At 51.3% G+C, this 12,928-nt stretch carries 17 protein-coding genes and 1 tRNA gene; 5 read left to right on the top strand and 13 right to left on the bottom strand.

The genetic code is table 11. The annotated features are described in order from the left end of the window. The first annotated feature begins 15 nt into the window (after nt 1–15). The gene (locus tag KIS29_03030; protein ID MBX8639296.1) at nt 16–642 is read left to right on the top strand and encodes a hypothetical protein; all 627 of its coding nucleotides are present in this window, start codon (nt 16–18) and stop codon (nt 640–642) included. 377 nt (nt 643–1,019) lie between these two features. On the opposite strand, the gene KIS29_03025 is transcribed toward KIS29_03030, so the two are convergent. The 6 genes from KIS29_03025 to ftsZ all read right to left on the bottom strand — a co-directional run bounded on the left by KIS29_03025 (nt 1,020) and on the right by ftsZ (nt 5,443). After that, a complete protein-coding gene (locus KIS29_03025; GenBank protein MBX8639295.1) occupies nt 1,020–1,493 on the bottom strand; it encodes a 50S ribosomal protein L11 in 474 nt (157 codons plus the stop codon). Nucleotides 1,494–1,517: 24 nt separating this feature from the next. Then, nucleotides 1,518–2,357: a transcription elongation factor Spt5 gene (locus tag KIS29_03020; protein MBX8639294.1), complete on the bottom strand. Its 840-nt coding sequence runs from the start codon at nt 2,355–2,357 to the stop codon at nt 1,518–1,520. A gap of 41 nt (nt 2,358–2,398) precedes the next feature. Next, nucleotides 2,399–2,656, bottom strand: a complete 258-nt coding sequence (locus KIS29_03015; protein MBX8639293.1) for a protein translocase SEC61 complex subunit gamma — start codon at nt 2,654–2,656, stop codon at nt 2,399–2,401. Nucleotides 2,657–2,838: 182 nt separating this feature from the next. Then, entirely contained in the window at nt 2,839–3,450 is a 612-nt protein-coding gene (locus KIS29_03010) for a hypothetical protein (GenBank protein MBX8639292.1), read from the bottom strand. Between the two features lie 272 nt (nt 3,451–3,722). Further along, nucleotides 3,723–4,259, bottom strand: coding sequence for an NUDIX domain-containing protein (locus KIS29_03005; GenBank protein MBX8639291.1), 537 nt, complete (start codon nt 4,257–4,259; stop codon nt 3,723–3,725). A 74-nt stretch (nt 4,260–4,333) separates the two neighbouring features. Further along, nucleotides 4,334–5,443, bottom strand: a complete 1,110-nt coding sequence (gene ftsZ, locus KIS29_03000) for a cell division protein FtsZ (protein ID MBX8639290.1) — start codon at nt 5,441–5,443, stop codon at nt 4,334–4,336. Between the two features lie 216 nt (nt 5,444–5,659). Between ftsZ and KIS29_02995 the strand changes: the two genes are divergently transcribed. After that, a complete protein-coding gene (locus KIS29_02995) occupies nt 5,660–6,361 on the top strand; it encodes an RNA methyltransferase (GenBank protein ID MBX8639289.1) in 702 nt (233 codons plus the stop codon). A 3-nt stretch (nt 6,362–6,364) separates the two neighbouring features. On the opposite strand, the gene KIS29_02990 is transcribed toward KIS29_02995, so the two are convergent. From KIS29_02990 to KIS29_02975, 4 genes are all read right to left on the bottom strand, one after another. Beyond that, the gene (locus tag KIS29_02990) at nt 6,365–7,327 is read right to left on the bottom strand and encodes a cell division FtsZ family protein (GenBank protein ID MBX8639288.1); all 963 of its coding nucleotides are present in this window, start codon (nt 7,325–7,327) and stop codon (nt 6,365–6,367) included. A 13-nt stretch (nt 7,328–7,340) separates the two neighbouring features. Then, complete coding sequence (locus KIS29_02985) at nt 7,341–7,664, bottom strand: ribbon-helix-helix protein, CopG family (GenBank protein MBX8639287.1); 324 nt, start codon at nt 7,662–7,664, stop codon at nt 7,341–7,343. 185 nt (nt 7,665–7,849) lie between these two features. After that, nucleotides 7,850–8,773, bottom strand: coding sequence for a branched-chain amino acid transaminase (locus KIS29_02980; GenBank protein MBX8639286.1), 924 nt, complete (start codon nt 8,771–8,773; stop codon nt 7,850–7,852). 239 nt (nt 8,774–9,012) lie between these two features. Beyond that, nucleotides 9,013–9,120, bottom strand: a tRNA-Lys gene (locus KIS29_02975). 280 nt (nt 9,121–9,400) lie between these two features. Here KIS29_02975 and KIS29_02970 point away from each other — a divergent pair. The 3 genes from KIS29_02970 to KIS29_02960 all read left to right on the top strand — a co-directional run bounded on the left by KIS29_02970 (nt 9,401) and on the right by KIS29_02960 (nt 10,995). Beyond that, nucleotides 9,401–9,571, top strand: coding sequence for a DUF1610 domain-containing protein (locus KIS29_02970; protein ID MBX8639285.1), 171 nt, complete (start codon nt 9,401–9,403; stop codon nt 9,569–9,571). Nucleotides 9,572–9,580: 9 nt separating this feature from the next. Further along, nucleotides 9,581–9,847 (top strand): elongation factor 1-beta, encoded by a 267-nt coding sequence (locus KIS29_02965; GenBank protein ID MBX8639284.1) that lies wholly within the window; start codon nt 9,581–9,583, stop codon nt 9,845–9,847. Between the two features lie 65 nt (nt 9,848–9,912). After that, nucleotides 9,913–10,995 carry a DNA primase large subunit PriL gene (locus tag KIS29_02960; GenBank protein ID MBX8639283.1) on the top strand — a complete coding sequence of 361 codons (1,083 nt, stop codon included), beginning with the start codon at nt 9,913–9,915 and terminating at the stop codon, nt 10,993–10,995. Here KIS29_02960 and KIS29_02955 read toward each other — a convergent pair. From KIS29_02955 to truA, 3 genes are read right to left on the bottom strand one after another with little or no spacing between them, the layout of a single operon-like run. Continuing rightward, nucleotides 10,952–11,584, bottom strand: coding sequence for a CDP-alcohol phosphatidyltransferase family protein (locus KIS29_02955; protein ID MBX8639282.1), 633 nt, complete (start codon nt 11,582–11,584; stop codon nt 10,952–10,954). The two genes, KIS29_02960 and KIS29_02955, sit on opposite strands and share 44 nt — an antisense overlap. Next, complete coding sequence (locus tag KIS29_02950) at nt 11,575–12,111, bottom strand: AAA family ATPase (GenBank protein MBX8639281.1); 537 nt, start codon at nt 12,109–12,111, stop codon at nt 11,575–11,577. Before KIS29_02950 ends, KIS29_02955 begins: the two co-directional genes overlap by 10 nt. 7 nt (nt 12,112–12,118) lie before the next feature. Beyond that, nucleotides 12,119–12,907, bottom strand: coding sequence for a tRNA pseudouridine(38-40) synthase TruA (gene truA / locus KIS29_02945; protein MBX8639280.1), 789 nt, complete (start codon nt 12,905–12,907; stop codon nt 12,119–12,121). Nucleotides 12,908–12,928: the final 21 nt, after the last annotated feature.

The following is a 12,928-nucleotide window of genomic DNA, read 5'->3' as shown; positions in this document are numbered from 1 at the left end:
GATAGGTGACGGTGCATGGGGCGAGTTAGGTCACCGATATTGATATTGGCCGCAGCAGCAGTTTCCGCGATGCTGATCACTGTCGTCATATACGCAGGACTCCAGCCTGCAGCCGTAAAGAGTGAGGTAATCTATCCTGCGAAAACCAAACTCTACGGGCTGAACTCACAGGTGACTTCCGCGTACAACCTTGTGGTGAATATAAGTTCGAACTCAACCGTGGAAGGAGCATGGTCCACGGATTGGCACATCATGCCAGATGCTGGTCCAAATACGCTGATTGTAAACAGCACAACCAGTCCTCCTGAAGTGGTACCGCTTGTGAATCACACAGGGCCCGCACAGGTTGAATTGATTGCGAATCATTTTCCGCCGCCGCCGTCATACTATCCGACAAACGGATCGTTTCGCATCACTGTTACCTTTGTTGCCGGTGGGGGCTTCAGACTGTCAGGCTACTGCACACTTGCAGGACCGACTGTCTACAGGTTCAATCCGGATATAATATATCCGCACGCCGAACTCAAATACGGTCTCCTCTTTTCGTTTGTATTCGTCTATGCCCCGGCCTGGATGAATACGACGAATTTTGCTACACCCTATCTTAACGTCACTCAGGCTTTCGCTGTCGTTCGCTCCTGAGAAGATCGTAGTGAGTGCAGTGCTCTGTTTTCGAGTATTTCTTTCCTAAGATTCAGAAACGGCAGAATTTAGAAGCAAAAACTTGATTTTAAGAGTAGTATGGTTTTCAGGGGCAAAGCCAAGTGACCGGCTTTGCTCCTGAAATGTATTCTGCTCCCAAAGTCGGAAGCCCCCTTACCGAATTCTGCGGATTTGCATCTTTTGGATATGACCGGCTGTCAGCCGTGCGTGTCGGTACAGCCAGCCGGGCCGTTACCGGCGATGAAATAATGCCTGAATATTGAGGTCATCCCCTGCAGGGATAAATGGAACATACAATTTGTTCCGTTCCCCCGCTTCATGCAAGCCGGAACACCTCAGGTTAAACGGCGTGTGTGCTATTTCAGCCTGCTGTCCCATGAACCGGAGTTGATTTCGTCAATGATCGCCTTCGGTTCCTTCCCTTCAACCGTGACACCTATCGAAACGCATGTGCCGACAACCTCCTTGACCCTTGCCTTGGTGCTAGAGCCGAGCGACGCCTCTTTCTTCATTTCGGCTATCCTGAGAATTTGCGGAAGTGAGAGATTTCCCACCTTGGTGCCTTTTGGACTTCCAGAGCCCTTCTCTGCGCCTATCTCTTTCAGTATGAGGGCCGTCGTCGGAGGCGTGCCCACCTGAACCTGAAACGTCTTGTCCGCATTGATCTCAATTGTTACCGGCACCTTCATTCCGCTGAACTGCTTCGTCTTCTCATTGATCTCTGCAACGATTTTAACCACGTTCACGCCAAGCGGCCCGAGAGCCGGACCCAGCGGTGCACCAGGTGTTGCCTTTCCTGCATCAACCAGAACATTTATTCTGTCTGCCATCTTGCTCTACCTCAAATAGCACAATTACTGCCTTTCCTTTTCAAGAACCCTGACATGGTCTCCCCTTACCGTCACCGGTATGGGAACCACCGCTTCAAAAAGTTCAACCGTTATCTCTTCCTTTGCGTTGTCGATACGCTGCACCCTTGCCTTTTCGCCCTTGAACGGTCCGGATATGAGTTCGACTATGTCCCCTTCGACAATACCGCTGACGGTCGGCTTCGGCGTCAGGAAATGACTTACTTCGTCAAGCGATGTCTCCCCCTTGACGAGGCCATGCGATTTCCTTATTCCCCTCACCGCATTTTCAATCTTGTCTGTGTTCATCGCCTCGAGAAAAACGTATCCTCTTATTGTGGACGGCAGGAGAACCGAATAGATGCCAAGATTCCCTGTCTTCGCCTTTGCTGCTATGGAATCGGCAACTTCTCTCTCCTGTCCTATCGCCGCCTTCACCGCCAGGATTGACGGTCTCACAGCCACCCTGAAATTTCTTGTTTCGGTGATTCCCTTCGAGGATACAGTCAGCGAAACCGCTGTCCTGTCACCGTAAGAGGCGCCGGATGCAACAGATACCTGAAGGGTTGCAAAATGCCTTCCCTGCCCGAGCTTCGCTTCAAACACGCTCGGAAGATTGGTGAGACTGTCCCATTTCAGTATGCCGTCCAGGTAAAGCTTCACCTGCCATTCGGGGGAACCTTCCACATCTGAACTGAGCTCCGATTTGACCTCTATTGTAAACTGGCTCTCGCTCTCCACCTCAATTCTGTAAATGAATTCAGACTGCACACCGATCGGAGCAACAACCTCTGCAGGGCTGTCAGTATCTACCCTGAAGTGTTTTCCTCCCTGACCTTCAGTCATCTTCGATTCAAGATCAAATGACGTCAAAACAATTACCCCTTTCAGCCGAACAGGCCCGGAACGTAATGCGGGAAGTAGGTCCAGAGCCAGTAGAGCAGAAACCCGAGGGCGCCAATCAGGATCAATCCAAGCGCGACCAGTTTGACCACCCTGACATATTCATCCATTGTCGGCTTCTTGGCCATCTTGAATATTCTGCCATACTTCCCCTTTCCGACATTTCTGAAACGCTCCTCCAGTTTGCGCTGGACTTCGTATGTCGTCTCGGTAAAGTCAAACGAGGAGTTGGTGTTATCCAAATTATTCACCTTTCCGTTGCCTGTAGCGCTTACGCTTTCTGCTCAATGCATCAAGCATTCTGCTTAATATTCTTTTCCCAACTAAGGCTTTGCCCCCAAAACCCATTCTGCTCCTGAATCCCTCTGCGTTTGGTATTTCAGGGGCAAAGCCAAACAGACCAGAATGGCATCATTGCATGCGGTTATCCTGAAATAATGATGAAATTCCTGGCGATGAGCAGGTATGGTGTTGATAGCGTGCTGTTTGTCGGATAAATGAAGACGAAGTCAAGCAGCAGTCCGTATTTCAATGCGATCGGCGGAAGTGCGAGACTTGCATTGTAGAATACGGTCTGGTTGAATATGTATGTATAATGTCCCGACATAGTGAACCGGCCATCCTTCAGGAAGGTGATACGGATTACAAAAGAACCATTGGTCGGGAAGGCAGACGGTGGCGGCGCCTCCCTGAATGAAAGAGCGGCAAGTCGAGGGCCGGTCCTGTTGATAATAGGATAGGCTTTAATGTTACTTGTCGAATTGCCGGTGAACCACGCATTCAGATCCATCGATGGCATTATGTGCCATGGTGATGACCATGTCCCTTCAACCGTGCTGCCGCCTGTCACGTTTACTATTATATCATATTCGGAAAGCAGGTTGCTCAGTCCGTACAGCTTCTGCCCCTTTGCATATATAACATGGACAGTGCCCTTCCTGCCGGTGAAACCGATTACATAAATGCCGGCCACCATAATGAGAACGACCACAACTACCGTAATGCCTTTCAAAGCTTTCCTGTTGCCCCTAATCAAAACTGTGCCTCCGAACCATACTGCTCCACAAAACTCGAATTCAGGACATAATTGCCATGCCGGACATTCTAATACTGCGAGTGCAGCCTTATACTTTTTGCTGGAAAGGAATTCCCCTCTGAAACCCATCTGTTCCTAAATTCAGCTATTTTCGGTATTTTGGGAGCAAAGCCCCAACTTAATCTTTGCCGGGTTAAGGGCTCAGGGCAGATGCCGTTCCGTTCCCGGCTTCTACCACAGGCCACGAACCAGACATCACAGCAGGCTCTTCATCACTTTAAACGTGCGAGTATATCCTCATGTGAGCGTGCAATATCGCCGGTCTGAACGGCCGAAGGATCAACAAATTTCAGGTCAGCCCATATGCCGCGCGGAGGATGGAGTCTTTCCCGATCTGTCTGTCCGGTGTACATGAACTCAAGATCCCAGTGGTTCTTCCTGCCGGGATGTCTCCGCGGCTCATAAACCTCGGAGTATATGGCGGGTCCCTCGAATCTCATGTCATCCATGGCGAGCTGTTCCCGCGCAATTCTCCTGGCGCATTCGTCAGGCGATTCGCCGTAAATGAGATGGCTCGATGGAAGCATCCAGCCGTGTCTGTGCGCCTCGATCCTGTCAGGATCCAGAGCACCGATATGATCCCACGGCCCTTCCGGATTGATGTGGCCCATAAGGACGCCGTGCCCGCCGGCATTCGGACGTATTATCAGGAAGGCTGAAATGCAGAATCCGCTCTCCGGTACGGCGCTCAGACCGAGCCCTCCTCTGGAATCTCTTGCAAAGGCACAGAATTTTCTGTCGGTTGTCATGCCGGCGTTTACATCCGGAGACTATATCTGATTTTTGTTTTGATTCTGCTTCCGGCTGTTGTGCCTCTTTCAGCTCATTTTATGAAGTCCATGTCGATGCTCTTGGTCTGGACACTGTCGGCAGGTCCCAGAATGTGCTTCGACTTGACACCCGTCAGGACTACCATGACTCTCATCTTCTTTTCAAGTGTAGGGTCAATTGCCGCTCCCCAGATTATCCTCGCGGAAGGACTGATCTTTGTCTGTATCATCTCAGCAACCTTTTCAGCCTCGCTCACTGTCATGTCGTTTCCGCCGACGACGTTGACAAGTGCACCGTTCGCACCAGATATATCCACGTCTATCAGGGGTGAATTGATGGCCTCGTTTACCGCATCATTTGCCCTTTCTTCGCCTTCTCCCTCTCCAAGTCCAATCATCGCGACGCCGCCGCCCTTCATGATTGTCTTTAGATCATTGAAATCCAGATTGACCAGGCCGGGTTTTGTGATAACCTCCGTGATGCCCTTTATGCTTCTCACCAGTACCTCATCGGCAACCTTGAAAGCTGCATTAAGCGAGAGCCTGGGTACGAGTTCAAGCAGCTTGTCGTTCGGAATGACAATTACGGTATCCGCGACGTTCCTGAGCCTTTCAAGTCCCCACTCGGCATTTTCAGCCCTTATGGCACCCTCGGCCTTGAACGGGGAGGTGCATATGGCTATCGTCAGCGCGCCCATTTCCTTCGCCAGCTGTGCTATGAAAGGAGCGGCCCCTGTTCCGGTCCCCCCGCCGAGTCCTGCAGTTATAAAAACAATATCCGCGCCCTGAATCGACTTTCTTATGTCGTCTTCGGCTTCCCGTGCGGCCTCCTCTCCCACCTGCGGGAGAGCTCCGGCACCTAGCCCTCTCGTGCTCCTTCTTCCCAGAAGTATCTTATGAGGCGATCTGATGATAAGGAGGTGCTGGGCGTCGGTGTTTGCAGCATACATTTCCGCACCCGTAATTCCAGTTTCGACAAGCCTGTCGATGGTGTTTGTGCCGCCACCGCCGCAGCCTATGATCTTGATGTTTGTCCTGAGACCAGACAGTATTTTGATTAATTCGTCATCTTCAGCACTGTAGCTTTCCTCAGTGTAAGACTGCACTGACTCCATTTCATCCGCAGGAACTCTCGATATGGCATCATTCACTAAAGATTTCATAAGTTCAACCTCGCATCCCATCAGTCGCACCGAGCGAATCAGTGCTGTTACACCTTAATGAATTTCCTCATTTTAATGTTTCTATCGGCATGCTCTACTCACCGGACCGCCTTTCCTGTTGCCATCCGCGTGCTGCCGCTCGGAATCTTTCAGAAACACTGGATGTGTCCGTTCCCCGCAATACGTTTTAACATATGGGTCAGCAATCCCCCTGCAATGCCCAGATTCAGGATCGTTCTGGTAAGGCCCGAAAATGAGGGTAACATCGGTGCAGTCGCACGCGCGATGGCGAATTTCGACATGTCCGAACTCTACCTCGTTTCCCCCGTGAAAATCGGGGACGAGGGAAGGAAAAGGGCAAAGCATGGCAATTTCATCCTCGACAGCGCTGTCATCGTCACGCAGCTCGATGACGCCCTGAAGGGCTGTGACACAGTAGTGGGGACCACCGGCATCAGAAATACGGGGGAGAGACGTTTTCTTCGAAATTTCGAGACGCCGCACGGGTTTGCGCAATATGCTGCGAACAAACGCAGGACTTTTGCAATACTTTTCGGTCCGGAAGGGCTTGGTCTCTCAAACCCTGAACTCGGTTCATGTGATATGCTCATAAGCATACCGACTTCCGAAAAATATCCTGTAATGAACCTTTCCCATGCAGTTTCCGTTATACTGTATGAGCTTTTTTTGAGCGGATATGAGCCGTATGCAATAAAGAGATCGGTCGAGCTGGACAGGAAGAAGGTCAATGAGTATTTCGCCCTTCTGCTGGATGCTGTTGACTACCCTCCCCATAAGAGGGAAAAGGCAAGGCTGATGTTCAGAAGGCTGATCGGGCGGGCAAACATGTCCAAGTGGGAATTCTTCATAATGATGGGCGTCCTTTCCAAGACACTGCGGGCGCTGAGCGAAAAATGAAGGCTAAAAACCGTCCGCTGTTATGCCCGTGATGATTGCTGTCAGGCTCATTACGTCATCATCCCTTCCGTCCTCTCTTGCGCCAAGAATTATGTTGCGGCATCCGGAGAATGCGTTATGTGCCTGTTCCAGCACTTTGTGAACTTTCTCCAGCGTCATACGCCTCCCGCCCGAAAGATGGATCAGGGCACCCCTGGCATCGCTTATTGAATTCTGGAACAGCGGTCTCCTTAACGAATCACTGACGAGTGACGATGCGTCGCTGTTTTCCCCGAAAATCATCGTTGCCGTCTTTCCGCAACGCATGACAGAACGGAGATCGGAATAATTGATATTCATCACCGATGGCCTGAGGAGTGTGCCGGTGATATTGTCAATCAGGCCCGAGACAAGCGTATCCATCACGGCAAATGCATTGTATATGTTCTGCTCAGGGAAGACCGAGGCAATTCTGTCGTTTTCCAGCAGGACGGTGCTTTCCGAGCTGTATATGAGCTCCCGGACATAGTCCTTCGCGCGTGCAAGCCTCGCCCTTTCAAAACTGAACGGCATGGAGACAATTGAAATTGGAAGAGCTCCCATGTCTCTTGCGGCAGATGCAACCACCGACGAACATCCCGTGCCTGTGCCGCCTCCCATGCCTGCAATAATGAACACCACGTCCGACCCTCTGAGTTCAGCGGCTATGCTCTCTCTCGCCTGCTCCGACAGGCGCCTGCCTAGCTCCACGTCTCCCCCGGTTCCCCTGCCCTTTGTCGCCTCCCTCCCTATCAGGAGTTTCCTGTTTGCTGAAATTCTGAGAAGGTGGGCCGCATCGGTGTTGATAGCCAGGGTCCTTGCAATGACACCCCCTCCCCTCGAGAGGCTGTCTATCGTGTTGTTTCCGGCTCCGCCGCAACCGACGGCCATTATGCTGAGCCCGTCTTTTGCCGGATACCCGGCATCTTCCCAAAATGGATTCTTCATTTCATCCGGCTGGCTATCTTTTCTTCTCCAGAACTTTAGGAGACAGTCTCCGTCTGAGATACTCGCGCACGGCATTTCTTATCGCATCGTCTACGGATACGGAATCGCCCTTTCTTACGAGACGCTGCAGCTCCACTGCATTTCCCTTGGGCAGTTCCACTGTTATCTTCTCAATGTGCCTTGGCGAAAAATTTCTATCTATGAACTGATCAATGGCTGCTCTCATCACCTCGGAAATATTGGAATATTTCCCGCTGGAAACCAGCGTTTCAAGCGCATTTAGACTTTCATTATCAAGCCTGATCGTAACCCTTTCGGACTCAACCGTCTCAAACACCTCCGTTCGTTGTTCTCTGTCTGACGAACGCCCTTGTATCGGCTGACAGTATTATCGCCTGAGTGCTATTTATCATTATGCACGGGAAGCCCGTTTTCACATACGCATATCCCTGTACCATGTTCGGGAAAGTCCGTCCATGGCTGCCGAACGTCCGACAGTACATTCATGCAAGCCGGGCAGAGTCACTCATAAACGGGTGTCAGCCAGTCCATGTGCTTTCTGTCTCTTCCCCTCACCGCATTTTCGAAGGACTTCATGAGTCCTGAGGTTATCCTCCCTATGACGCCGCCGGATATGGTCCGTCTGTCGACACTTCCCACGGGGGTTATCTGGGCAGCGGTTCCGCACAGGAACATCTCCTCGCATGTATAGAGTTCGGTCCTGGTTATGTCCCTTTCAATTACCGGTATGCCTGCATCCGATGCCAGTGCCATTACAGATTCCCTGGTAATGCCCTCAAGTATGTCGGCAGAGACAGGGGGTGTGACAAGCTGCCCTTTCTTCACAATGAATATGTTTTCTCCCGATCCCTCCGATACATAACCGTTCTGGGTCAGCATTATGGCCTCGTCAAAACCCGACTCCTTTGCGTCAACCGAAGCGAGCATGCTGTTGACGTAGGCGCCGCTTATCTTCGCGCTGGGAGGGGATGCGCTGTTGCTCGAACGGACCCAGGAACTGACTGCCACATTGAGTGCCTTCGGTTCGCCGAAATAATTTCCGAACTTGGTGGCGAATACGAAATAATCGGTTGAGTGATTTGTCGGTTTTATGCCTATTCCTCCTTCGCCGAAGTAGATCATGGGCCTGATATAAACGTCAGCATGGAATTCGTTCCTCCTGAGAAGTTCGACCACCTGCCTGGCAAAACTCTCACTGTCAACAGGCGGTTTCAGTCTTAGGATCGAAGCATTTCTGTAAAGTCTTTCAACATGCTCCCTGAGCCTGAATACATTGACCTGGGCACTGTCGTTTCCGGCATAGCCCCTGATGCCCTCGAAAACACCGCTCCCGTAAAGCAGCCCATGGGTTGACACATGGACTCTGGCGTCCTTCCACTCAACATATTTGCCGTTATGGAGTATAACTCCCTTGCTGTCCGCCAAGTTATCATCTCTCTGCCTTTGGGATGAACTGTTGTGATTTAATGCTATCCGGCAATTTCCTCTTCCGCTTTGCCGTAATCGCCTGCCGTGTTGCGGTCAGATGATCAATCGAATCATTTTTACGCTGCTCAGAAGCGCCGTGAAAGCAGTTTTCATGTTGGGATGATAAAGACTGGCAGCCCCGCTTTCATTCTTTTTCAGCGATCATCTTCCACCGTTTATGCATCCGCGGATATATTCGGGGCCGCGGGGATTTCCGGCATAGCTTTCGGACCCCGGACCTTCTGGTTAAAAGCCAGTTGCTCTTTCCAGGGGATACTGTCCCTACCTAGCTGAGCTACGGCCCCTTGACATCGCCAATGACCAGTCATTATTAAATGATTAGCCTGTGCGCAGCCTTGTGAAAGAACATCTGTTTTCAATCACTTCTTTCACAGGTCGGAGGTTTTTTCACAGGTTACGGACTTTTTTGCACAAAGCCACTGTGCGCCGATAATCCGTCCGGGATAATCCGGCGCATGATGCGATGGCAAAAATATGCCTGATTTTTCAGTTCAGCCGTTTCCCATCGGGCAGCCCCCGCTTCTCCATGTGCTTAAATATGTGTAAACTTTCAGAATTCCGTTTATGACAGACGAGGATGCAAATTGCAGTTCGTGCGGTATAAGACTCGTTGGCACAGGCACGGTCACTTTTCTCTGCCCAAGCTGCGGACAGACCAGGATAGGGCGCTGTGCCCAGTGCCGTGATCAGGGCGTCAGGTATACCTGCGTCTCCTGCGGATTTTCGGGACCCTGAGGTGTTCTGATGGGAAAGGTTGTAATGACTTACAGGCTCATGCCAGACTCTGAGAAATTTAATTTTGAAGGCATTGATGAGAAAATAGCGAGGAGACTGCCGAACGGAGCCGAACTCCGCGACAGCAGGGTGGTGCCGATAGCGTTCGGTCTCAGTTCTTACGAAATAATGATTGTGGCGGAAGACAGGGAAGGCACTACCGATGAGGTGGAAAGGGCACTGGCTTCAATCGGCGGGATACAGAGCGTTGAATCTGTGGAAATTACTCTTCTCTGAACTCGGTTGCGGACCGGCTTGCGGTCATCCGGGCTGCACTATTTATAACGCCGGGACTCTCTTCCGTGGCTGAAATGCTGGCCGGAATGGTAGATCTGAGGACAATGGCTCTTTTTCCTTATATCAGCGATGTAAGGGATTATATTTCAAAGAGACAGGAACAGTTCGATCTCCCGAAAATACTCAGGAGCCCTGTTTATGAAATGGTAAGAGTCAGGGGGAAGGAACGAGTCCTCTCTTCATTGCGTGAGATGAAAATTCCCGAGGCACTCCTGTCCAGCGAGGAGCAGTGCAACCAGGAAATACTTTCATTTGCAGTTTCCAGAATGATCTGCTCTGTTATAGGCGACAGATTCCTTGTAAACCGTGTAGCGGTTACGGAAGGAAAGAGGGCGGGTGAGCTGATCGGACGGAACAATTCCGTGCTCTTCAGGCTTGCAAAGGAGTTCGGCATCGTTGTCGGCGAGACCCGGGATGATGGCGTGTACACCATACACTTCACATCATTCCTGAAATTATCCTCCAAAATGAGATCGCCTGAATGGAAACTGCTTTATCAGAAACTGCACAGGGGTTATGTTGCCGTAGACAGGCAGCGTCTTGTCAGGCTTATCGAGCAGGCCGTAACGGATCGCCTCTCCGAAAGGCTTCCGGCATACACGGACGAGATCAGAAGCGCACTGGATGCAGAAATCAGGGAGGTTGTCATCGCCTTGAATCAGATGAAGGAGGAATTCCAGAAAAATAATCTTGGCGAAATCGACGAAAGACGCTACCCCCCCTGCATGAAGGCCATACTGAACCAGATCCGGACATCACAGAACGTGCCGCAGATGGGAAGATTCGCCATCGTGACATTTCTGCATGCGATAGGCATGACAGCCGAGCAGATATTCGATCTTTTCAGCTCAGTGCCTGACTTCAGGGCCGATGTAACAAGATACCAGATAGAGCACATAACGGGCCGCATCTCCTCCACAGAATATTCTGTGCCTGAATGCAGCACGATGAAGTCGTACGGCATCTGTTTCAATCCGGATTCTCTCTGTGCCAAAGAATGGATGAAGCACCCTATGACATATTATATAACCAAAGGCAGGGAATTCAAAGCTGTCGCCACGAAGAAAGGGCCCTCCAGACAGCAGTGATGTTTCCCGCCACCCCGAAGAACAGCAGCAGCCAGTCAAAGGGAGTAAGAAACAGGAATGTCGCTCCATGTGCTCCATAGTGTGTACCGCCGTAAATGTATTCGAGCAGCAGGACAACCAGCATGTAAACGATTCTGTCAGCTCTCCCGAGGATTCCGCCGTAATTTCGCTTCAGCCCCGCAGCCTGTGCCTGTGTTCCAAGGTAGCTCGTCATGAATATGCCCGTCAGTGCAAAGATGCCCAGCGCAACGCTGCCGGAATAGAAACTGAATGTGAAACCCAGAATGAGAGCAATGTCCGAATACCTGTCCAGTATGTGATCGAGGAAGTCTCCCTTCGGGCCGCTTCTGTCTGAAAGCCTTGCAACCAGCCCGTCGAGGGCATCCAGTATGCCGCTTGCCGCCAGAAAAATAATGCCTCCGAGAAGAAGATACGCGGTATGTGCGGACGATCCCACTATCGAAAGAGAGGCGAACAGAGCAAGCAGGAAAGAGAACCAGCTGATCCTGTTTGGATTCCACTTGCTCATGCGCACTGCAACAGGGGAGAGCAGTCTTTCGGAAGCTTCCCTTGCCCTGTCTAAAACCATTTTTCAATCTCACCGGACCAACGTGACGCAACAGGATGATTATTCATTTTCCCCTCAAGCGTTTCCCTTACTGCGGCGGCGGTTTCCGCGGGCGTGGATCGTGTTGTGTCTATTTCGCGTACCCAGCCCAGGCTTTCGGCAGCTTCGACGAGTATGACGTCCAGGACTTCCGCCTGAACGTTTTCCATTATCTTCTCTCTGCTCCATCTCCTGGCCTCGAGCCGCTTTTCCAGAACTGAAGGAGCGCACCTCAGCACCACCGCCCCTTCGGCACCTGCGTAATGCGAAAGGTGTCCTGCCACTATAACCTGCTTTTCCCGGACAGCATTCCAGTGCGAGGTCGCCTTTCTTTTCAGATCCGTGACATCAACTGCGATGCAGGACTTCCCCCTCTCTGCGGTCGTGCGGACATTAAGTGAACGTATGAGTTCATCGACTTGCACAACCGAATAACCCATGCCGGAGAGCTTTCCGGCCACGGTTGTTTTGCCGGTCCCAGGCGTTCCGGTAAGTGCAACAACACGCATCATCGCATTACACTTCCAGTTTGAACTCCCTATAAAGATATTCCAGTGCCCTGAGCCTGTAGAGCCTCTGAATCCATTGCTTTTTTGTTTTCGCCGATGTGGCAGCGGGGTGGAACATCATTCCGTAATCCACGTCCATCAGTATCAGGAACTCAGGCCTCGCCAGGCCGAAGCTCTCAACCTTCTCCCCCTTCAGCGCCTCCCTGATTTCATCAGGTGTTGTCTTTCCGTCCATTACGCCGAGCGCCGCTCCGGTTATTCTCCTGATCATGTTGTGAAGAAAGCTTTTTCCCATGAAGTCAACCACTGTCCATCCGTTCCTTTTGGCCACCGTTATGACATCAATTTTTCTGTATCGGCCGGAAGCGTCGCTCTTGGCAAAATTCCTGAAATCGTTCGCTCCCACAAACAAATCAAAGGTCTGCTGTAGCTTCGTTTCGTCCAGATGTTCCGGAAGGAGGTAGCGGTAATGGCGCATCCGCGCCCTCCTCGGATTGAATGTGGCCGGAACCTCAATGTATGAATGGAAGTATATGTCCTCACACTTTGCGTTAAGTGCGCTGATCAGCTCGAGCGGATCAAATTCGGTTGTGAATGCCATTGCATTCGCTACGGCATGAACGCCAGTGTCCGTCCTGCTTGCGCTCTGGAATCCGGAGCTTTCCACATCCTTTATTGCTCCGAGTTGCTGCAGAGCCAGTATTATGTCCCCTTCTACCGTCCTCTTCGCCGGCTGTCTCTGGTAACCGCTGAAGCAGCTGCCGTCATAGCCGAATTTCAGCGCGATTCTCGTCATTGGACACGACATGGGCTAATG

The sequence above is a fragment of the Candidatus Sysuiplasma jiujiangense genome, from assembly GCA_019721075.1.
GTDB classification, from domain to species: Archaea; Thermoplasmatota; Thermoplasmata; order Sysuiplasmatales; family Sysuiplasmataceae; genus Sysuiplasma; species Sysuiplasma jiujiangense.
The sequence above is the reverse complement of the archived record's forward strand: the minus strand, read 5'-3'. Positions and strand labels throughout refer to the sequence as shown.